22 protein-coding genes are annotated in these 22,381 nt (G+C 37.4%); 11 read left to right on the top strand and 11 right to left on the bottom strand.

Translation table 11 applies throughout. The annotated features are described in order from the left end of the window. Positions 1–3: 3 nt before the first annotated feature. From RM573_RS02550 to RM573_RS02540, 3 genes are all read left to right on the top strand, one after another. Positions 4–2,631: a cadherin-like domain-containing protein gene (locus RM573_RS02550; protein WP_311576757.1), complete on the top strand. Its 2,628-nt coding sequence runs from the start codon at positions 4–6 to the stop codon at positions 2,629–2,631. A gap of 13 nt (positions 2,632–2,644) precedes the next feature. Beyond that, the gene (locus RM573_RS02545; protein WP_311576754.1) at positions 2,645–4,954 is read left to right on the top strand and encodes a CHASE2 domain-containing protein; all 2,310 of its coding nucleotides are present in this window, start codon (positions 2,645–2,647) and stop codon (positions 4,952–4,954) included. A gap of 160 nt (positions 4,955–5,114) precedes the next feature. Then, entirely contained in the window at positions 5,115–5,507 is a 393-nt protein-coding gene (locus RM573_RS02540; protein ID WP_311576749.1) for an MAPEG family protein, read from the top strand. A 38-nt stretch (positions 5,508–5,545) separates the two neighbouring features. Here RM573_RS02540 and RM573_RS02535 read toward each other — a convergent pair whose 3' ends face one another. From RM573_RS02535 to hisG, 11 genes are all read right to left on the bottom strand, one after another. Continuing rightward, positions 5,546–6,013, bottom strand: a complete 468-nt coding sequence (locus RM573_RS02535) for a GNAT family N-acetyltransferase (RefSeq protein ID WP_311576746.1) — start codon at positions 6,011–6,013, stop codon at positions 5,546–5,548. Positions 6,014–6,093: 80 nt separating this feature from the next. After that, positions 6,094–6,396 (bottom strand): DUF6559 family protein, encoded by a 303-nt coding sequence (locus RM573_RS02530; RefSeq protein ID WP_311576744.1) that lies wholly within the window; start codon positions 6,394–6,396, stop codon positions 6,094–6,096. A 174-nt stretch (positions 6,397–6,570) separates the two neighbouring features. Further along, the gene (locus RM573_RS02525; protein WP_311576742.1) at positions 6,571–7,449 is read right to left on the bottom strand and encodes a hypothetical protein; all 879 of its coding nucleotides are present in this window, start codon (positions 7,447–7,449) and stop codon (positions 6,571–6,573) included. A gap of 157 nt (positions 7,450–7,606) precedes the next feature. Next, positions 7,607–8,227, bottom strand: a complete 621-nt coding sequence (hisIE, locus tag RM573_RS02520) for a bifunctional phosphoribosyl-AMP cyclohydrolase/phosphoribosyl-ATP diphosphatase HisIE (RefSeq protein ID WP_311576740.1) — start codon at positions 8,225–8,227, stop codon at positions 7,607–7,609. Next, complete coding sequence (hisF, locus tag RM573_RS02515; protein WP_311576737.1) at positions 8,221–8,997, bottom strand: imidazole glycerol phosphate synthase subunit HisF; 777 nt, start codon at positions 8,995–8,997, stop codon at positions 8,221–8,223. The genes hisIE and hisF overlap by 7 nt, the downstream gene beginning before the upstream one ends. Continuing rightward, positions 8,979–9,716 carry a 1-(5-phosphoribosyl)-5-[(5-phosphoribosylamino)methylideneamino]imidazole-4-carboxamide isomerase gene (hisA, locus tag RM573_RS02510; protein WP_311576734.1) on the bottom strand — a complete coding sequence of 246 codons (738 nt, stop codon included), beginning with the start codon at positions 9,714–9,716 and terminating at the stop codon, positions 8,979–8,981. Before hisA ends, hisF begins: the two co-directional genes overlap by 19 nt. A gap of 4 nt (positions 9,717–9,720) precedes the next feature. Continuing rightward, entirely contained in the window at positions 9,721–10,344 is a 624-nt protein-coding gene (hisH, locus tag RM573_RS02505; RefSeq protein ID WP_311576732.1) for an imidazole glycerol phosphate synthase subunit HisH, read from the bottom strand. After that, a complete protein-coding gene (gene hisB / locus RM573_RS02500) occupies positions 10,344–11,426 on the bottom strand; it encodes a bifunctional histidinol-phosphatase/imidazoleglycerol-phosphate dehydratase HisB (RefSeq protein WP_311576728.1) in 1,083 nt (360 codons plus the stop codon). Before hisB ends, hisH begins: the two co-directional genes overlap by 1 nt. Positions 11,427–11,428: 2 nt before the next feature. Beyond that, entirely contained in the window at positions 11,429–12,541 is a 1,113-nt protein-coding gene (gene hisC, locus RM573_RS02495; RefSeq protein ID WP_311576725.1) for a histidinol-phosphate transaminase, read from the bottom strand. 1 nt (position 12,542) lies between these two features. Continuing rightward, positions 12,543–13,850, bottom strand: a complete 1,308-nt coding sequence (hisD, locus tag RM573_RS02490; RefSeq protein ID WP_311576721.1) for a histidinol dehydrogenase — start codon at positions 13,848–13,850, stop codon at positions 12,543–12,545. Between the two features lie 37 nt (positions 13,851–13,887). Then, positions 13,888–14,787, bottom strand: a complete 900-nt coding sequence (gene hisG / locus RM573_RS02485; RefSeq protein ID WP_311576718.1) for an ATP phosphoribosyltransferase — start codon at positions 14,785–14,787, stop codon at positions 13,888–13,890. 493 nt (positions 14,788–15,280) lie between these two features. Between hisG and RM573_RS02480 the strand changes: the two genes are divergently transcribed. The 8 genes from RM573_RS02480 (at position 15,281) to RM573_RS02445 (ending at position 22,242) form a co-directional block, all read left to right on the top strand. Then, on the top strand, positions 15,281–15,649 hold the full coding sequence (locus tag RM573_RS02480; protein WP_311576715.1) for a hypothetical protein: 369 nt from the start codon (positions 15,281–15,283) through the stop codon (positions 15,647–15,649). 316 nt (positions 15,650–15,965) lie between these two features. Further along, positions 15,966–16,754, top strand: coding sequence for a tetratricopeptide repeat protein (locus RM573_RS02475; protein ID WP_311576713.1), 789 nt, complete (start codon positions 15,966–15,968; stop codon positions 16,752–16,754). 97 nt (positions 16,755–16,851) lie between these two features. Further along, positions 16,852–18,792 carry a DNA repair helicase YoaA gene (gene yoaA / locus RM573_RS02470; RefSeq protein ID WP_311576710.1) on the top strand — a complete coding sequence of 647 codons (1,941 nt, stop codon included), beginning with the start codon at positions 16,852–16,854 and terminating at the stop codon, positions 18,790–18,792. Between the two features lies 1 nt (position 18,793). Beyond that, a complete protein-coding gene (gene tsaB, locus RM573_RS02465; protein ID WP_311576706.1) occupies positions 18,794–19,492 on the top strand; it encodes a tRNA (adenosine(37)-N6)-threonylcarbamoyltransferase complex dimerization subunit type 1 TsaB in 699 nt (232 codons plus the stop codon). A 57-nt stretch (positions 19,493–19,549) separates the two neighbouring features. After that, complete coding sequence (locus RM573_RS02460) at positions 19,550–19,948, top strand: hypothetical protein (RefSeq protein WP_311576701.1); 399 nt, start codon at positions 19,550–19,552, stop codon at positions 19,946–19,948. 27 nt (positions 19,949–19,975) lie between these two features. Next, positions 19,976–20,641 (top strand): M50 family metallopeptidase, encoded by a 666-nt coding sequence (locus RM573_RS02455; RefSeq protein WP_311576697.1) that lies wholly within the window; start codon positions 19,976–19,978, stop codon positions 20,639–20,641. A gap of 105 nt (positions 20,642–20,746) precedes the next feature. Beyond that, positions 20,747–21,331: a Slp family lipoprotein gene (locus tag RM573_RS02450; protein ID WP_311576694.1), complete on the top strand. Its 585-nt coding sequence runs from the start codon at positions 20,747–20,749 to the stop codon at positions 21,329–21,331. Next, positions 21,331–22,242 carry an alpha/beta fold hydrolase gene (locus RM573_RS02445; RefSeq protein WP_311576691.1) on the top strand — a complete coding sequence of 304 codons (912 nt, stop codon included), beginning with the start codon at positions 21,331–21,333 and terminating at the stop codon, positions 22,240–22,242. Before RM573_RS02450 ends, RM573_RS02445 begins: the two co-directional genes overlap by 1 nt. Positions 22,243–22,381: the final 139 nt, after the last annotated feature.

Below are 22,381 nucleotides of genomic sequence, written 5' to 3'. Positions count from 1 at the left end.
ATTATGTTTCGTATAGCAACTATTTTACTGCTCGCTTTGATGTTAAATGCGTGTGGCGGTGCTAGTGACAACGACTCAAACAACCAGCAAGTAGGAACATTACGAGAAAAGGCGAGTAATATCATCAATAAAGGGAGTTTTACAAACCCATTACCTGGTGAAGTTGTTCAAGGCAATTTATTAATCACTTATTCGGTAACTTCCACAGAAACTATTACAGAGGTTCAATTACGCTTTGGCAACAACACATCGGGTTTTGCACTGTGCCAAGGCGAGAGTGATTGTCAAACGAAACTAAGCGATACTGTTAGTGGTATTAACCCTCGAAACTATGGTGCAAATACAGGTTTACAGGAAGTCAGTTTATGGATATTTAATGCCAATGGGCAAAGTACGAAAGTCGCAACTATCGAGATCAATTGGCAACCTAAAATTATTTCAGGGCTTGATATTAGTCGCAGCTCTGACGGTAGTACTATACGGGTCGATTGGACAAAAAATGAAAACTTGAATCGATATAATGTTTATCTTGCTGCAACCAGCGGCGTTAATCTAAGTAACTTTAATGATTTAGCCGAAGGGCAAGCACGGTTAGCAGTTGTTCAAGGCCCGATTGAGTTTAGTAACTTATCAGAAGATGTTACTTATTATGTTTTAGTGACAGGCATTGACGGCTCGGGGGAAAGTGCTTTTAGTGAAGAACAACAGGTGGTTCCAAATAATACGCCGGTTGAGCCTCCGGTTGATCCTCCTGTAGAACCTCCAGTCGCTGTTGTTGATAGATATGATGCAATAGAAAATACCACACTTCTGATTGAAGCGAATCAAGGATTATTATTAAATGATTATGATCCTCTGGATCAAACAATTACTGTCGATGTTAATCTTGTGCAAGCACCTCAAAACGGCCAAGTTACCCTACAAACTTCAGGCGCATTTGAATATTCACCGAATGCTAACTTTTTAGGACGTGATAATTTTACTTATCAAATAGCAAACAATACGGGAGGTAGTGCACAAGCAAACGTTTCAATAGACGTTGCGGCATTGAAAGCTCCTATATCTGGTCACTCAATAACAATTAATAGTCAATTAAGATATTCGGGATTAGGGGAAGAATTACCACAAGGCAGTAGTATTGGAACAGGACGTTATTCTTTGGGAAATTGTGTACAGTATATCGATACTATATGTACTGTTATCGGTGACTATGTAGAGAATAATACTGGTGGAACACAAGGCCAGTATGCATTTACCATGACATATGGTGGGGTCGGAGTATCACCTGTTTTAGCGCACTCTATTTCCGCTGGTAGTAATATTTTATCATTTACTGATGTTGGTGACGCTATTTTCCAATTAAGTCTATTTCCTGAAAGTGGAGGAGTCATTGTTGGTCAATTTCCTGAGCCTGTTTTTAGCGAATCCATCAATTTTGGCGCAACCATTAATAATGATGAAACTTGTCAAAATTTGCCACCTGGACAAGCATGCACGATTGGCCAAACAGGATTAAATGCAGGAAGCGAATTAGTGGCGTCACTTAACCAACTGACATTTGATATTCCTAATTCATCGTTAGGCACAGGTGCGAATCAATTACCTTTAGCGTTTGATGATCAATACCAATTAACGATAAATACACCTTTAACTATTGCTCAACCGGGTGTGCTACTGAATGACCTAGATGATGATGTAGCTGTCGTGGGGGATCAGCTTAAGGTTTATAGTCAATTTAATCCTACAATGGGCGCATTAGTCGGCTTGGGATATGACGAATATCGTCAGTTAACGTATTTATATCCGTCACAAGGGGCAGGTATTTATGTTTATGATCGAAGTGGCACGCAATTACGCGCATTAACTATTCCCGGAGAGCCCGCAGATGATTTTGATCTTGAGGTGGCTGCTGAAAGTTTAATGATAGCCAATACTCTTATCCCTCAAGGGGCTATTTTAGTTATCAATGGTGAAACTGATGTTGCTGAAATATACGCCTTAGATCCGGTCAGTGGTGTTGAGTTAGCTCAACTAACAACAGCCTTTGGCAACAGTCATGTGGTTGGTGGTACCTACAATACTAAAACGAACAGTTTATTTTTGTTACAAGATAGGGTACCAGCGTCTGGTAGTAATACCATTGCTGAAATTAATGCTCAAACAGGTGTTGTGATAAATACTTTTGAATTGAGTAATACGGAGCATTCGTTCAGTGTTCATTTTGGTGATATTTCATCTGATCCCCTTACCGGAAATTTATATGTGATCAGCAGCATCGAAAATGTTATTGCTGAATATAGTACGACAGGCGATTTTCTCCGTAATATTAATTTGCCACAAGGAGTGGCACAAGTGAGCGGTATTGAATTAAGTCATAACGGTAGCCAAGTTTGGCTTAGTGCAAATACGGGTGAAGTTTTTGAATTAACATTCGATAATAATGGCGAATTACCTAAATTTATTGCAGAGATAAAACAACAGCCCAGTCATGGCTCTGTCGTACTAAAAAGTGATGGCAGTTTTACTTACACACCTGAAAATAATTTTACCGGCCAAGATAGCTTTGTATATTTATGTCATGATCAAAATGGCGGGGTAAGCTCTGCAACTGTGGTATTAAATGTCAATTGAAACAAGCTAGAAGGTGCCGCAGATAAAACTTTATTCAACGTTAACTAAACATCATTTCTTAGCTGTAGCAGCGCTTATTTTTTGCTTAACGGTTAGTTTGCAGTTTTTTAGCCCTGCTATTATTGCTCAGGTTGTTAATCGACTTGATGGTCTGGTTTATGATTTAAAAATTAAATTACTGGCCCCACAAACTACAAATTTAACCAATATTCAAATTGTTGATATTGACGAAGAAAGTATTGCACACTTTGGTCGTATGCCTTGGTCACGCGAAAAATTTGCTAAATTAACCCAAACTCTTACTGAGCAAGGCGCCGTTGTTATTGTTTACGATATTCTATTTTCTGAATCACAAGATAGCCCTGTAAAAGATATTACTCGTGTTTTACCGCAACTAAGTCAGAATGAGCAAATGCTTCTCAATGATTATTTTGATTATGATGGCGCTTTTGCTTTATCAATGGCAAACAATGACATAGTACTTGCCAATTTATTTCATTATCACAACAAAATTAAAGTAGGTGGCTTTGTAAAAAAAAGCCGGGTAATGAATGATGCTTCACAAAACAGGTTTGCTGATCAGAGTATTTCGCAAAAGAGTATTGATGCCGATAATATGGCTAAAAGAAGTCATTTAGTTAAAAGCACTAGTTCATCAGAGAATAGCAACACGCTACAAGAAAACTTTGTGACATTCACTGGTTATACAAATCCTATCACCCGTTTTTCAAAAGTAGCTGCAGGTCAGGGCTTTATGAATGCCATAACTGATTTTGATGGTGTTGTAAGGCGTACTCCCTTAGTTATTGAATATGAGCAACATTTATTTCCTTCTCTAGCGTTAGAAGCCTTTCGCGTTTATAGCTTAGTTGATCAGATAAACATCGAATGGGAGCAATCAAACAATGCCTACTTTGAAGGGGTAACCATAGGAAATGTCACTATACCTACTGATGACTCTGCACAGATATTGATCCCTTATCGTGGTCAAAAAAATCACTATACCTACACTTCTGCTGCCGATTTAATTCAAGGAAAAATAACGGATAACCGTTTTGAACAAGCGGTAGTTTTTGTTGGTACTTCAGCCATTGGCTTAGCTGATTTACAAACTACGCCCGTGAGTGTGAATTATCCAGGAGTGGAAATTCATGCAACAGTATTCGATGCACTAATGTCCCCAAACAACATACCGTATCGGCCTGATTGGTGGAAAGGGGCAATATTTATTCAATTAATGATCATTAGTTTACTGTGTTTGCTGGTATTTCCTCATAAAGATGCCTTGTTCAGCGTTGTTTTCACCGTGCTGATTATAATTAGTGTTATTACGGTAAATTTATCCCTTTGGCGAATTTACAGGATAGATTTACCAATCGTAGTTTTACTATTACAAACCTTGATATTTGCAACTTATTTCATTGGTTATGGCTTTTTTAGCGAATCAAATCGACGAAAAGTGATTAAATCTATGTTTGCTCAATATGTTCCTGGTGCGCATATTGATAAATTGTTGTCCGACTCAACGGCCATTAATCTTGAAGGAGAAAGGAAAACATTATCGGTGATGTTTTGCGATATTAGAAACTTTACTTCGATCTCTGAATCTATGCCAGCGAATGAACTTAAGGATTGGCTAAATAGTGTTTTCTCTCCGCTAACCAATGAAATATTGCGAAAAGACGGCACTATTGATAAATATGTTGGCGATATGATCATGGCATTTTGGGGAGCCCCTATCACTGATGAACTCCATAGCCAGAAAAGCATTCATGCTGGACTTGAAATGTTATCGAACTTAACCAAGTTAAATGAGGAGTTTATTCAACAAGGCAAACCAAGTGTGAGTATTGGAATTGGTATCAATACCGGAGAGATGAATGTCGGTGATATGGGCTCTGACTTTAGAAGAAGTTACACGGTTATTGGAGATGCGGTTAATTTAGCTTCTCGTTTAGAGGGGTTAACAAAATTCTATGGAGTTGAGTTATTGGTTAGTGAATTTACTCAGCAACAAGCCCCAGACTTTAATTATTTACTGGTTGATAAAGTAAAGGTCGTTGGTAAAAGTACACCGATATTCATTTATACGGTGCTCAAGGATGAACAACAGGTAACATCAGACGATTTTAAATATTTTTCTTTAGCGCAAAAATATTATTTTAATCAACAGTTTGAACTATCTGAACAGGCATTTAATCAGATTAACCCTGACTTTAATTTTTCCCCACTTGTCAGTATTTATTTAAAAAGAATCGAAGCGTATAAATGTGAACCACCGAATGAACATTGGGATGGTAGTTATCAACATATAAAGAAATAACTTCACATCTGCTCAAGTTAATAGTTAATACCTCATTCTAAACTAGCGCATTTTTCTGTCATTCTCGGCAATTATTTATTTTTCTTCACGTTAAATTCGTTATTATCTATAAAGGATCTATTGCTTTTCAATGGACATCATTTGTAGGACTTAGTTTAAAATGACTTTATCTATAACAGGGTTATACCTTTCATTATTGGGCTTACTTTATATCGTGCTAGCGGTTCGGATTATAAAACTTCGCTTTCGATTTCAAACCGGCATTGGTGACGGTGGCCATGAGCCTTTGGCACAAGCGATTAGAGTGCACGGCAATTTTGCCGAATATACGCCGATCGTTTGTTTATTACTGGCATGTGCTGAAATTAATGGTAGTGGGCAAATGTTACTACATGTTATCGGCGGTGCATTTTTCATTGGAAGAGTGTTACATAGCATTGGCATAACGCATTCAATTGGGCCAAGTAAATTTCGTACTCTAGGGATGTTGTCGAGTTTTATTTCAATTATTGTTTTAGCTATTGAAAATATTCGACTGTTTATGTTTGTGTAGCTACATTAATGGAAAATAAAAGACAGCTTACTTTTCAGCTAAGCTGTCTTTGTCATGGATATATGTGCAATACCGTCTTCTAAATACATTTCTGAGCACTTATTAAATCCGTGGCGATTATAAAATTGCTCTAGGTGTTCTTGGGCAGATATTTTGACGCCTTGTTTCGGAAAAAACTCAGCGCATACATCTAATGACTTTTCGATCAATTGATGTGCAATGCCATTTCCTCTAGCTTGTTCGGCAATAATGACACGTCCTATTGCAGGATGCGTTTGATAACTAACACCTTTAGCTAAAACTCTGGAATAGGCGATCATTTCACCTTGATCGCTATATAAAAAAATATGACGAGTTTCTGGATGTCGATCGAGATTGTCTAAATCAGGGTAAAAACAAGTTTGTTCTACAACAAAAACGTCAATACGTAATTTTAATGCATCGTATAATTCATCTAAAGTGAGCTGTTTAAAGGTTTTGACTTGCCAATGGTGAGAGGTAGACATAATGAAACATGATCAAATAATAAAAAATTATTTCATCATGTTTTCTTCATTTTGTATAGATAAAAGCAAATGATTTATTACTAAGAAGCGGGTTGTAATACTTTAAGAGCACCTTGAAAGTGCTTTTTATTTATATAACCCAAAATTTCTTGTTTGTATTCAGTAATATTTAACTGTGGAAATTCATTATGAAAAGTAGATTCAATCGCTTTAGGATCGAGAAATAAAATATAACCGAGTGGTAAATATTTAGGGTTAAAGTCTTGTTGATATACGATAGTTCTGATTTCAGAAGCACTATAAAAGTCGCGCTTGCCAAACCTTTTTTCTAAATAAGGAAGTAATTTTGTACCGTATTTTTTTAGGGACCAATATTTAAACATTGCTATTCCTTAGCGGTTAGTTAGTTCCATAAATTCTAGGGCGCATATATTACAATTATGTTAATAAAAGTTCAATAATTTTTGATGAAAATGTGACAAATTGAAGCAAGGCATGAAGCCGAGAATAAAAGGTTGAAAAGGAGCATGAATTTTTATGTCGGGTTTATCAATGCACTATTTATTGAGAATATGGATTGTATTTTTATCAACAAAAAATCCCGCTTGTTGGTATGCGCGGCTAATGTGCTTTTCTTTTCTAAGTGCTTGTAAACCAATATTAATAGCCTTAATTGCCTCAGCGCCCAGCGGGTGTTTTTTGCTGATCACATAATGTCTACTATCCTTTAATTCAATCCCGATATTTTTAACCGGCACTAAATGAATTTTATTCATGGTAAAAGATTGATCTTTTGTGGAATGAAACGCCATAAGCATAAAATCAATCCAACCTAAATTTACCATTCTTGCTTGGCTAAGCCATTCATCTTCATGGATCAAATCTTTTAATGGGAGTGCTTGTAAGGTTTTCCAGTCTGTAGCCCATCGGGGAGTAGAAACCGCTGTAAATTGAGCTAAATCTTCGAGTGACTTTATCTCGAGCACTGCTTTGTTATTGGGGTTGGTATAGATCCCGGCAATATATTCACCTTTGTTTATTAGTGGCAGTGAAATATGGACATCGTTGACCAATTTTTTTGCATCTGATAACCAATAAGAGTCAAAGCTTATTAGTAACTTTCCTTCTTCTAGTAACTTGGTATTTCTAAAGTTTAATTTTCCTGGAATGTATTCAAAAGTATGTTTAAAGCCGCCTATTTTCAGGGCTTGTTGCGCAATGATCATATCTACCACATCACGACGGATTGTTTTACCTGAAAAATTTTTAATTGATAAAATATCTCTGCCATCGACAAACTGCTCATAATCATAAAAAACATCATCACGAATAAAAATAGTCACTTTTTCTGCATGACTTTGAAAAGAAAAAACTAAACTTTGCAGCACAAAGCAGGGAATGAAAAAACAGAATTTTGAGGTAAGTTTTATTAACATAAAATAACTTAAAGTCGATTTGAGTAAAAAGAATGTATTAAATGTTTGTTAAATCCCAAGCGGTAACTAGCAGTATAGCCTTGCAAAAAAATAAAGGCATCTTCTTTTATCTCGAAGATGCCTTTGTTGGGATATTTTGCCAAGCTCAAATGATAGGTTATTTTTGATGTCTTTTTTGTAAGACTTCCATAACTTCTGACATGTCGATATTTTGATCTTGCAGTAAAACCAGTGTGTGATAGAACAAGTCAGCGCATTCACCTAATAGATCTTCTTTGGTTTCAGCCACAGCTGCAAGCGCAACTTCAACACCTTCTTCACCGACTTTTTGTGCCATTTTTGTTGTACCGCGAGAAAATAAATGTGCGGTATAGCTGTCTTCTGGCGCATCGTTTTTACGGCTTTTTATGACTTCTTCAAGTTGACTTAAAAAGTTTTGTTGGCTAAGTGACTGTTCTGGAAAACAAGACTCTGTGCCTAAATGACAACTTGGCCCAATTGGTTCACAAGCAATGAGTAAACTGTCTTTATCGCAATCGGTTAATACTTGCTTTACGTTGAGAAAATGCCCAGACGTTTCACCTTTCACCCATAGCGCTTGTTTTGAGCGACTATAAAATGTGGCTTTTTCTGTGATTAACGTTTGTGATAATGAGGCTTGGTTCATATAACCTTGCATTAAGATTGCGCCGGTTTTGTGATGTTGAATTATGGCTGGGATCAGGTCGGCCATTTTTTCCCATGCTAATGTTTGAAGGTTCTCTTGGGTTACTAACATAGTCTAATTTCTACCTGATTTTGATTTAAAGTTTCTTTTAAAGTATCCATAGGAATAATACCTTTATGGAAGACACTTGCCGCTAGGGCTCCATCGACGTCAGCTTGTTTAAAAACATCAATAAAATGTTGGATTTCACCCGCACCACCTGAAGCGATTAAAGGCACGTTACAAACTTTACGAGCTTTCGTTAATTGCTCAAGGTCGTATCCTTGTCGAACGCCATCTTGATTCATACAATTTAACACAATTTCACCGGCACCACGTTGTTGAACTTCTTTGATCCAATCAAAGGTGGTCCACTTGGTTTGCTGTGTTTTATGTTCATCACCAGTAAATTGATAAACTTGATAAACGTTCGTTGCTTTATCATAAAAGCTATCGATACCGACCACTATACATTGTTGTCCAAAAACATCTGCTAATCGAGATATCAAGGAAGGATCGCGAAGAGCAGGTGAGTTGATCGATATTTTATCCGCGCCCATCATCAATATTTCTTTAGCATCTTGCTCGGTTTTAATCCCCCCGGCAACACAAAAAGGAATATCAATCACTTCTGCAATTCTACTGACCCAACTTTTATCAACAACACGTTCGTCTGAGCTGGCGGTAATATCATAGAAAACCAATTCATCAGCACCAGCTTCAGCATATTTTTGTGCAAGTGGCACTATATCGCCAATAATTTCATGGTTACGAAATTGCACACCTTTCACTACTTTTCCGTCTCTCACATCAAGACAGGGGATTATGCGTTTGGCCAACATGCGATTGCCTCCTCAAGGGTAAATTTACCTTCAAGTAAAGAGCGACCTAAAATTACGCCGCTAACTCCTGTAGGGATCAAAGCTTTAATATCGTCTAAACTGCCTATACCACCAGAAGCTTGCCATTGTATGTCAGGATATTTTTTACAAACTTCATGATATAACTCGACATTTGTGCCTGTTAATGTCCCGTCTTTACTGATATCAGTACAAAGCACATGTTTGATTCCTGCGTCTTGGTATTGCGCTAATAAGTCCTCTAAATTAACACCACTGTCTTCTATCCAGCCATGAGTCGGTAAGGTTTTATTTCCTTGTTCATCAATTTTTATATCAAGTGCTAAAACGATTTTTTCACTGCCATACGTTTTAAGCCATTCACTGACTAAGTCAGGTTGCTTTATGGCTAAGCTACCGATAACGACTCGATCTGCCCCTAAATCTAGTAGTTGTTTGACGTCGTCTTCACAACGAACACCACCGCCTACTTGAATGGTCATACTTGGATGTTTTACCACGGTTTTCAGGGTTTCAAGTTGACGTTTAGTACTATCTTTCGCACCATCTAAATCAACAAAGTGCATAACAGTAGCGCCAGATTTTGCATAAGCTTGTTGACGTTCTTGTACGGTATATTGGTAATTGGTTTTCTGTGCGTAATCACCTTGAAATAAACGAACAACTTCGCCGTTTATTAGATCAATTGCAGGGATCATCATAATGTTATATCTCTAAAAAATTTTTAATTATTTTACTGCCTAATTCACTTGATCGTTCAGGATGAAATTGGCAGCCAATAAAATTGTCTTTGGCAATAGCCGCGGAAAACTCTGAGCCATACTGACAACTTGCTACGGTATATTCACTTACTGGTGCGGCAAAACTATGAACAAAGTAAAAATAATCACCGACATTAATACCAGCAAAGACAGGGTGATCACTGACTGACGTTAACGTATTCCAACCCATATGAGGTAAACGTAATGATTGGGCATTAAGTGGCGTTACCTCTGTGGGAATTAACTTTAAGCACTCTACGGTTTCGCCATTACTATTTTCTGCCGATGAATTGGTCATCAATTGCATGCCTAAGCAAAAGCCTAAAACAGGTTGCGTTAATTGCTGTAACGTTTCAACTAAGCGTTTTTTAATGATATTGTCCATGGCGTGTTTTGCACTACCTACGCCGGGAAATATCACTTTATCTGCTTGTTTTATCAGTGTTGTATCGTCAGTGATCGTCGCTTGATAACCTAAACGTGCTACGGCAAATTTCACCGAGGATAGGTTGGCACAACCGGTATCAACAATAACGATCTTATGTTGTGTTATTGCAGTCTTCGCCATTAAAGCGTTCCTTTTGAGCTAGGTAAAACGTCGCCACTTACCGTGATTGCTTGACGCAAAGCGCGACCAAATACTTTAAACAAACTTTCAACTTGGTGATGACAATTACCTTCAGAGGTTGATAAATGTAGCGTTATTGCCATAGAGTCAGCCAATGAACGGAAAAAATGCGACACCATTTGCGTTGACATTTGACCGACGTTTTTATCGGTAAAATTTGCATCAAACTCAAGCCATGGACGACCTGACAAATCAATTGAGCATTCTGCTCGGCATTCATCCATAGGTAAAACAAAACCAAAACGACCAATACCACGTTTATCGCCTAATGCCTCTTTTAACGCTTGGCCAAGCGCGAGAGCGGTGTCTTCTACACTGTGGTGTTCGTCGATATGATAATCACCATCAACACTGATCTCCATTGAAAAACCACCGTGTGTCGCAATTTGTTCAAGCATATGGTCAAAAAATCCCAAACCAGTTTTGATATTCACTTGACCCACTTTATCTAAATTTACCGCAACATTGATGTCGGTTTCTTTTGTGGTTCTGACAATATTAGCGGTACGTGATTGAGTTAATAATTGTTCGGCAATGTCAGTCCAATTAAGCGAGTCGCGATTATATTTGATGCCTTGAATGCCCATATTGGCAGCCAATTGCATGTCGGTTTCTCGGTCGCCAATAACAAATGAATTGGCAAAATTCACTTTTCCTTGTTGTAAATAATCACTGACCAAACCTAATTTAGGTTTGCGGCAGCTACAGTTATCTTCATCAAAGTGAGGGCAAAGTAGTACTTCGTCAAATTGCACGCCTTGTGAAGTAAATATATCCATCATTTTGTTGTGAGGTAAATCAAAATCGGCTTGTGGATAGCTGTCTGTTCCTAAACCATCTTGGTTAGAAACCATCACTAAACGGAAGCCTTTTTTTTGTAATGATAACAAAACCGGTACTACGTTAGGTTCAAACACAAGTTTTTCTAGGCTATCGACTTGTTTATCTGTGATGGGCTCTTCAATTAAGGTACCGTCACGATCAATAAATAATATATTTTGGTTTTTAGCGTTCAGTGCCATGATTATTTCTCTTCTTTCAATTTGTTATTTATCGCCGTGGCGATAGTTTGCTTTAAAATGGATAACTCACGTTCACTGCCGATACTAATTCGTAAACAGTCGGCCAGTTGTAATTGCTTAGATTGATCGCGAATTAAAATACCTTGTTGCTCAAGGCAGCTAAAAATAAACGCTTTTGTTTCAGTATTGACTGTTTTAAATAACACAAAATTTGCATCGCTGGGATATACTTTATGACACCAAGCTTGCTCTTTTAACCAGGTTGATAATTGCTCACGTAAAAGGTTGGTTTCTTGCACTCGATTACTGACTTGTTTTAGCCCTTGTGAAGTTAGCGCCGAACTGGCAATTTCAGCAACAGGTGCAGCAATAGGGTAAGGAGCAATGACTTTACGTAACATCTCAATAATATCGGCATTTGCTAAAGTAAAACCACAACGTAAGCCTGCTAATGCAAAAGCTTTTGAAAGGGTTCTTAACACCACTAATTGTGGGTACTGTTCAAGCCATTTGATAGCTGTGTTTTCAGGACTAAATTCAATATAAGCCTCATCAACAACTACGATGGCGCTGTCACCAAACATATCAAGCGCAGATTTAATTAAGCTTTCGGTTAGCAAATTTCCGGTTGGATTACCTGGTGAGCACAAAAAAACGACTTTGACTTTGCCTACTTGGGCTTTTAATGCGGTTAAATCAAGTTGCGATGTTTCAGCAATAAGAGGCACTTTAATAATATCAGCGCCATGATTTTCAGCACTAATAGCATACATTCCATAGGTGGGAGGGCAGATTAATATACTGTCCTGATAAGCTTTACAAAATGTTCTAATTAATAACTCAATACCTTCATCTGCGCCGCGAGTCGCTAAAATATTTTTGTTGTTTAGCCCTGTGTAGTCGCTGTAAGCGTTTATTAAATTGTCTGGTTGAAAATCAGGATAACGGTTAATACAGTCACTACTTACTTGATAACTTCCAGTCCCCGACGCTTCATTTGCATTCAGCCAGATTTTAGACGAGAACTCACTGCCACCGGCATACAAGCGACGTGCTGATTGATACGGCACCATATCAACAAGTTCTTCCCTGGCAAGTTTTTTCGCAATAGTCATCTTAAACTCCTTGCTCTTCAAGTCGAATAGTCACGGCACGTTTGTGACCATCTAAACCTTCTGCATCGGTAAGTTCAGTGATGCACTCGGCTAAATTAGATAAACCGGTTTTTGTGATTTCTTGCACAGTATATCGTCGAGAGAAATCGGCTAATGATAAACTTGAGATAACTTTTGAATAACCATAGGTAGGTAATACGTGGTTTGTGCCACTAGCATAATCGCCGGCAGACTCAGGGGTATAAGCGCCGACAAAAATGGAACCTGCATTTCTCAGTTTCCTGAGTAAAGCTTGAGCATTTTCAGTTTGAATAATTAAATGCTCTGGGCCATAAAGATTAGATACTTCAACCGCTTCAGCTAAATCGGCAGTTAAAATTAAGCGACTTTGTGTTAATGCCTGTTCGGCTATCGAGCGACGAGATAAAATAGCCACTTGCGCGAGTAATTGACTTTGTACGGCTTCGATAAGCGTTGGACTGTCAGATAATAATATTACTTGGCTATCAGGGCCGTGCTCCGCTTGTGACAATAAGTCTGCAGCAACAAAGGCAGCATTTGCTTTTTCATCAGCAATCACTAACACTTCAGAAGGGCCTGCTGGCATATCGATAGCAAAACCGTTTACTTGTTGGGAAAGTTGTTTTTTTGCTTCGGTAACGTATTTATTTCCTGGGCCAAAAATTTTATTAACCGCCTGAATAGTCTCAGTGCCAAACGCTAACGCAGCACAACCTTGCGCGCCACCAACGCTATATATTTCATCGATTTCACATAAATCTGCAGCTACGAGTACTTCGTTAGCTAAGTTTCCTTGCTGATCGGGTGGGCAAACTAAAACCGTACGAGGGCATTGGGCAAGTTGTGCTGGAACACCTAACATCAATACCGTTGACGGTAATGGTGCGCTGCCTGCTGGTATATATAAACCAACACTTTCAATGGCCTCTGTTTTTAAGGTACAACGTACACCGGGCGTGGTTTCTACTGTGATATCTTCAGCGATTTGCGCTTGGTGAAATCGTCTAATTTGTTGATAAGCCGTTTTTATTGCTTGGTATCTTTTTGTCGATAATGCTTTTTTGGCGGCATCAATTTGTGCTTGGCTAACCGATAATTTAGTGAGTTTTACCCCATCAAATTTTTCAGTTAATTCAAAAAGTGCTTTATCTCCATTGTTTCGTACATTCGATAATATATTTTCAACTTGTTGCGACAGTAATCGACTTTCGCTTATGGCAGGGCGAGCAAGGGCGGTTTGCTGTTCTTGCTTTGATAAGGCCTGCCAGTTGATCATTTCGTTTTTCATTATTTCCAGTTCCTAACTACTATCAATAGTGTGACTATTAGCCCATCATTTTTTCTATTGGCATAACTAAAATTGAGTTACAGCCAAGGGAGTTAAGTTTTTCCATGGTTTCCCAGAAAAATGTTTCCGTTGCCACAACGTGCACTGCAACTAAATCATCACGACCAGCAAGCGGTAAAATAGTTGGCGTTTCTTTGCCTGGCATTAAAGCACTCACTTCGGCAATTTTATCTTTTGGCGCGTGTAGCATAATGTATTTACTTTCTTTTGCTTTCATAACCCCTTGAATACGAGGCAATAAAGTATCGAGAATATTTTGTTTCTCAGGTGAAAGCGATGTAGCTGTTTGGATCAATGACGCTTTTGATTTAAAGATTTCTTCTACTTCAACTAAACCATTCGCTTCAAGAGTTGCGCCGGTAGAAACTAAGTCACAAATGCCGTCAGCTAGGCCAACCCGAGGCGCGACTTCTACCGAGCCTTTTAATAAACAAAAATCAATATTAATGCCATTGGCTTTGGCAAAACGGTTTAATAATTGTGGGTAGGTGGTGGCAAAGCGCAAACCATCTAAACTTTGTATACCTTGATAATTAAAACCTTCTGGCATCGCAATTGATAAGCGACAACCGCCAAAATTTAAACCAGAAGTGCGAATATATTGGTGTTTTTGCCCCATTAATTCTCGTTCTAACGCGGTTTCTTCTAACGTATTATCACCGACAATACCTAAGTCACAGACTCCGTCCATCACTAAACCAGGGATATCTGAACTACGTACTCGCATGATATCTATGGGTAAATTGGTGACATGAGCAAGTAAACGACGATCTGATACGTTAAGTTTTAAACCACATTTTTTCAATAAGGCTTGGGTATCATCGCTTAAGCGCCCTGACTTTTGCATCGCGATACGTAATCTTGGTTCAGTTGTCATGTTACTACTTCCTTTATTAATGCTAATTTGGTGAAAACCTGTTTTTAATCTTTCAAATCTATATGTGTATATACAATTTTCAAAGCCATAAAATGCGAAAACCCCCGAGAGAGTTTGACTCTTTCGGGGGTTTAGAAACTGATATTTTTACTAACTAATCCACTGAAAGGTCAATAGCCCCTCAGCGAATAAACCTGAGCAGCTAATCCGTATGATGGTGGTGATGATGGATGCTGTTTAGGTTCATAATATTTAACGCTCGTTTGTTGTCTTTGTATTGTATCGTTGACTGACGAATTAAGCTTGCTTCGTCTTGTCATTACTTTTAATTGCTTTTTACATTACTGGTAATTTTAATTTAGGGCAAGTGTTAAATGTGATTGTTTTATGAATTTATCGTCTAAGTGTAAGTTATTTATTATACTTGCCGATACAGAGTCAAAGTAGAAAGGTTATTTGAGACAATCACTGACTAATTGGTAAGGTGAATTTAGTGGATATTTTTACAACCGTGCTGGCAAAAGTAAGACCAAACCCGATAAAGCCGGAAAAGCTTAGGGTAAAAGCGTTAGATAAAGATGCGGAAACTCAGAAGTTAAAAGAAGATCATGATCATTTAGAAAATCATGACTTGTATTTTATTCAAGGAAAAAAACAACACAACTCAAAACAAGATAATCGGCAAGCAAAGCAAAGTACCAAAGAATCTACAACTCATGTGCATTCTGACAATGCTGACATTAATGATGAAAATATTATTCCATCTGAATCGGTCATCACAGATAAGCAGGAAATTTTACATCCAAACAAACCTCATGACGACGATGAAGAAGATATCAAACACTTAGATATTTTTATTTGATCTGAACACTTAATCATCAATAATCATTTTACTTTATCTCATCACTTAACTTTTACGTTAACAACTTTTATTTTAATAATTTAACCTTATACGAAAGACTTAGTATTTTATATTGATGTTACGTTTAATTACTGATATTAATAGCTTAATAATTAAACGATAATGGTGATTAGTTACTGTGGTGAACTATCAAACAAATGAAACAATGGATAATTTTTTCAATCAACTGAAAAAATATATTTTGAATATCTATGTTTCAACAAACTTTTTTTCGTCCAACACCTTTATCGCTAACCTGCTTAAATTCGTTGTTCTTATGCTGGTAGCATCTTTAATTGCTTTCAAGTATCAACAACATCACGTTGAACAATCGCTTACTGAACAGCTCGTTTTATCACCTAAAATTGATGATATTTATTTTTTAGATTTTCGTTTATTTAATGAAAGTTTAAGACCAAAAGAAAAATATAGAATTGCCAAGGTCTTTGATATCACCGGTGATATTATTACATTACGTTACGGTGATTTATTATTTCCAAGTAAGCATAAAGCTGCAGATAGTATTCGCTTTGGTCAATTAAGATACAATGAATATTTTCAGCCCGAACGCTTTAACTTTTCACATCAAGAAATTCAAGCATTAAGAAACGCTGGCGCTATTTATCTAGTCAAACGACCTTGGCAAAACAAAGTTTTTGGTAACTTCATCAGTCCCGCAACGCCTCCTGAAAACTCAAGTTCCTTTATTTTGGGTAAAAAAGAATATTTGTCTGGTGTCGCTTATTTTGAAGATCCGTATGACGAACAAGGTTTACATAAAGCATTCCAATATTTTACCCAGTCGGCAACATTAGGATTCCCAAAAGGGCAAATTCGTTTAGCACAAATGTATCTTGAAGGGCTTGCAACAGATAAGAATTTAGACCTTGCTTTATATTGGTTGCAACAAGCGGCATTGCAAAGTAACAAAAGAGCAATTATTAAATATGGTATTGTTTGTCAACAAGTTGAAAGTTGTAACTTGGTTGATTTTTATCAATTTTTAATTGAAAGCGGGGTGAATTTAAAAGTTAGAGAAATGCCCGTTAAACTTTCCTCTTCATGAGATTTAAATGTATGGAGTCAGAGGTTATTCGATGCAACTTTTGTTGGAATCAGTATAATGACGACAAATATTTTATCGAATGAGTTAACCTCACGATATGTCTCTTGTAGCACACGCTTTTTCTCAATCTGGCTTATTGGCTAAAATTCTTAAGGGCTATTCACCTCGTCAAGCTCAAATAGATATGGCGGTGGAAGTTGATTTAGCGATTGAAAATAAAGCAAGTTTAATTGTGGAAGCAGGCACGGGCACAGGGAAAACATTCGCTTATTTGATCCCGTCATTACTGTCTGAAAAAAAAATAATTGTCTCTACGGGAACCAAGAACCTTCAAGAACAACTTTTTCATAAAGATATTCCCCTCATACGAAAAGCCATGGCAACTAACGCGCAAATTGCTTTATTAAAAGGGCGGGCTAACTATTTATGTATTTATCGACTGGAACTTTATGTCAAAGAGCGCGGTCAACTTGATGCTGCAATGCTGGCTGATTTTGTTAATGTTCGAAAGTGGGCCAATTCAACCACCAGCGGCGATATTGGCGAATTGGTGAATGTGGCTGAAGATTCTGGGATTTTTCCATATGTGACAAGTACTGTCGATAATTGTTTAGCGAAAGATTGTCCGCATTTTGATGATTGTTATTTAATTAATGCTCGAAAAAAAGCAATAGATGCCGATGTGGTTGTGGTAAATCACCATTTGTTTTTTGCTGATATGGCCTTAAAAGATACTGGGTTTGGTGAATTAATTCCTAAAGCTGACGTTGTTATTTTTGATGAAGCACACCAAATTCCTGATATTGCAAGTGAGTATTTTGGCGAAGCGTTTTCTACCCGTCAGATCTTAGATTTATGCTCTGATGTTATTCAGCAGTTTCATACGGAATTAACCGATGTGAAACAATTAGGAAAAGCGGCGGAAAAATGCCAAAAAACAGCCCAAGAATTTAGGTTGTTATTTAATCATGATCCCGAGCGTGGTAATTGGCGTGAAAAAATTAATCTGCCTCGATTTAATCAGGCTTTTAAGAATTTAAAAACCGATCTAGATTTTTTATATCAGGTCATTAAATTGTGTTTATCTCGAAATGAAGCGATTGATAATTGCTTTGAACGTGCAGTGAATATACTGTCAAAATACGAGATAATGGCTAATGTTGAGCAAAACGGTATGAGTTTTTGGTATGAAACTACTCGTCGTCATGTTGTGTTACATTTAACGCCATTAAGTGTCGCGGAAAAATTCAGTGATTATATTAAAGATTCAAATGCTGGTTGGGTATTTACCTCGGCAACACTTGCTGTTAATGGCGGATTTGAACATTTCTCAGACCAATTAGGGTTAACACAAGCGACTACATTACTCGTAGATAGTCCTTTTGATTATATCAATCAATCCCAGCTGATCGTGCCACGTTATTTACCTGCTGCCAATCACCCTCAACGCGCTCAAGCACTTGCTAATATTGCTATGCCGTTAATTGAAGCAAGTCAGGGAGCTTGTTTCTTTTTGTTCACAAGTTATCGAATGTTAAACCAAGTCGCGGAAATATTATCAGAGCACATTCAAAACCCTTTACTTGTGCAAGGGCAAATGAGCAAACGCAAAATTCTTGATGAGTTTATCGCCAGGGATTCTGCGGTATTATTAGCAACAGCCAGTTTTTGGGAAGGTGTTGATGTCAGAGGGGACAAGCTCACCTGTGTTATTATTGATAAGTTACCTTTTGCGTCTCCAGACGATCCTATGTTACAAGCTCGAAGTGAAGATGTTCGTCGTCAAGGCGGTGATCCCTTTAGTGAAATTCAGTTGCCTCAAGCGGTCATTGCATTAAAACAAGGAGTTGGAAGGTTAATTCGTGATGTTACCGACCAAGGTGTCATGGTAATATGTGACGATAGATTAGTAACTCGTCCATACGGGCAAGTCTTTTTAAAAAGCTTACCAGATATGAGACGAAGCAGAAATATTGAAAAAGCGAGTCATTTTTTAGCGACCCTTACCTCAAATAATTTAACCATTGAAAAAGAATAGTATGTCAAAATATATTGCGATAGATGCTTCTACAGAAGCTTGTTCAGTTGCCATAAACCTTGAAAATCATTTGCACAGCGAATTTGAATTATGCCCGCAATCACATAGTGTAGTTTTGTTACCTATGGTTGATCGTTTATTAAAGCAAGCAAAAATAGAATTAGCTGAACTTGATGGTTTAGTTTTTGGTCGGGGCCCTGGAAGTTTTACTGGTGTTCGTATTGGTGTAGGTGTTGCGCAAGGTTTGGCATTTTCTGCAGAATTACCAGTTGTCGGTGTGTCAACGCTACAAACAATGGCACAACAAGCGTATGAAAAGTATCAACAAACTGAAGTAATTGCGGTAATTGACGCGAGAATGTCTGAAGTTTACGCCGGTTTTTATCAATTAAATGAGCACGGTGTTATGACTCCTGTTGTTGACGAAAAAGTCTTACCTCCTGCAGATCTAGCTGAATATCTAAACGCGCATACACAAAAATCTTATGGCGTGGGTTCAGGTTGGGATGCTTATCCAGCTGAGTTATCATCGTTAAAAACGAATCCAGACTCTCCAGAAATATTATTTCCCGATGCCAGCGCTATGCTAACTATTGCTAAACATGAGTTTCAAGCAGGGAATGGTGTTAGTGCGGAGTATGCACAACCTGTTTATGTTCGCGATACCGTGTCTTGGAAGAAATTACCGGGCAGAGAATAAAACCATTATTTTATGATTATATTTTGTTTTCTTTCGAAAATTTGATAAATTTAAGTTATGCAAATTAATAGTGCTAGTTCATTTACCCCACAATCCGCATTGAATATAGGCGGAGAACAACAATCTCGCGTTAATGAACAGCGTGATCGTTTAGTGGTGCAACAAGAGCAAGAAAAAGCACGTCAACAGAACACACAAAATACTCAGCAAAATAATGACAATGAACGTTTGGATATTGATCCAGCGGCTATTGAACTCGTTGAACAAAGTCAACAGCTAAATGCCAATGTTGACAATAATGTTCAAAGTCGAAGTCAAGCGCCTGAGTCACAAAAAGCGGGCTATGATCAACCATCCCAACAAAATTTAACGGCAGTATCTGCATATCAGTCGATTGGTGGAATTGCACAGAGAGACAGCATTCAAGAAACGTTTGGTGTTGACTTATATGCTTAATGCACTGCGTTAATTCTACATTACTTCATGTCTGAAAAGTTACCATCAACTTCTTTTTTTAATCAATATCGCTTTTGGATTATTTTCCTTTCAGCGGCACTCTTGCTTGAAGTTCCTATTGTTTCTTTACCGTTAAAGTGGTTTGAAAGTTATTTTCATGAAGTAAGTCATGGTATTGCAGCATTAGTGACGGGTGGTAGTATTATCAACATACAATTGTTTCCAAATGGTGCTGGTTTATGTACTACGCAAGGTGGAAATCGGTTGTTAATTAGCTTTTTTGGTTATGCCGGTGCTGTGTTTTGGGGCGTAGCTATTTATTATTTTGCCGCCATGCATCAACGTATTGCGCAAATATTTAGTGCGGTAATACTGATACTATTGCTATCAACCATTATTTTTTGGATTAGAGATTTACTTAGTTTTGCTATTATGGCGGTTTTATTGGTGGTAATAGTGTTAAAGTTTAAGCTCGAAAATTTACAATATTTTCAAATACTATTGCAATTGATTGGCACAAGCGTTTTATTAAATAGTCTGAAAAGTCCGTGGTATTTGATTGATGGCCGTTCAATAGGTGATGGCGCTTCATTAGCTCAATTAACGGGAATACCCGAATTTGTTTGGGTTTGTATCTGGTTTACTCTCGGTGGTATTGGGGTGCTAAAATTAACGCAATTAAAACCTCGTTAAAAATAGTGTTCAGTAAAGTATTTAATCGTTTTGTTATTTAGTTCTTTTATTATTTATATTTTTTATTAATTAATACTAGACGCATTAAAATCAAAGGAATTTATTATGTTAAAGAAGCTGTTAGTTTTATTGTCGCTTACTATTTTTGTTTCTGGGTGTGTCCATATTCCTGAGTCAGTGCGTGTGGAAGACAATGTTGCTTTAACGTCTTTTATCGATGTCAGGGATAATAATTCTGCTCATTTAGGCAATGATGCTCGTTGGGGTGGGGTTATCGCCAAAATTGAAAATAATGCTGAAAACACTATGCTTGAAGTGGTTCATTTTCAATTAAGTTCTTCAACTCGACCTTTACAAAAAGATCAAACACAAGGCCGCTTTAAAGTCTATTATCAAGGGTTTCTCGATCCGATTATTTATAAAGAAGGACGTAGCATTACCGCGATAGGTAAAGTTGCTAAAACTGAAGCCGGAAAAATTGGCGAACATGAATATGATTACCCTGTATTAAAGGCCAGCAAGATACATTTATGGAAAGAAATTAAGAAAATTGATGTGAAAATTACCCATCAACCTATGTGGTATACACCATCGCTTTGGTATAATCCTCGCCCACGCCATTATTCTCCTATCTTTTATCCCGTTAATAAAAATGTAAAAAAGGCAAGTTCAACGAAAAAAAGTAATTAATGACTAATCAATCGAAGCACAATCGATCCCCGTTCAATACAATCGAACATAATCAAGCTATCGAAGATATTCGATATTCAATGCCTGAAATTGAATTGCGCGGTTTAAAGAAAGGGCATAAGTGTCAACCTATTCTTTTATGTCTGCATGGCTGGTTAGATAACGCGGCTAGCTTTGTTCCGTTAATGACTGAGCTCAATGATTATCAAATCATTGCGATTGATTGGCCAGGGCATGGACACTCTGCCCATCGTAGTCAAGATGCCCATTATCATTTTATCGATTATGTTTATGACTTAGTGTTACTTTTTGAATTTAATCAATGGCAGTCGGTTGATATCGTTGCGCATTCTATGGGGGGCATGATAGCTTCCGCTTTTGCCGCGGCTTTTCCAGAAAAAGTAAAAAGCTTAACTTTAATTGATTCCATCGGTTTTATAAGTGCCAAGTCAGCAGAAACTACCCAACAATTACGTAAAGGTATGTTAAGTCGGTTAAAGCTGAAATCAAAAAGAAAACCACTTCATGGTGATCTTGAGTCAGCCATTACAGCACGTAGAAGTGTTTCTGATCTTAGTTATCAAGATGCAAAATTAATTGTTGAGCGAGGTTGTATCACGCTCGATAAAGGTATTACTTGGCGATCCGATAGTCGGCTAAGAAATACCTCGCCTTATCGATTAACTTTTTCTCAAGCAAAACAATTTATCCAAGATATTACCACGCCAGTACAACTTATATATGGTGATAAAGGAATTGAGCTAGTTGAACTAGGGTTGGAACATTTTGCCCCTTTATTTAAATGTTTTACAGCTCATAAATTAACCGGAGGTCACCATATTCATATGGAACAAGCTAAAAAAACAGCAGTCTTTATTGAGTCATTTATTGAAAATCAGGACGATCATTAGTTTTTTCTGACGAATGTTGAGAAAGCGTGGAAAAATTATAGACATTAGACCAGTATTCAAGTAAAACTTCATGATTCAAACAAGCGTTTAAAAATAATAAAGCCTAGACTCATTAAACATTACTATAATAAATTGTTAA

It is taken from the genome of Thalassotalea castellviae (assembly GCF_031846185.1).
GTDB classification, from domain to species: Bacteria; Pseudomonadota; Gammaproteobacteria; order Enterobacterales; family Alteromonadaceae; genus Thalassotalea_H; species Thalassotalea_H castellviae.
Note: the sequence above shows the minus strand (reverse complement) of the source record. Positions and strands in the feature narration are given on the sequence as shown.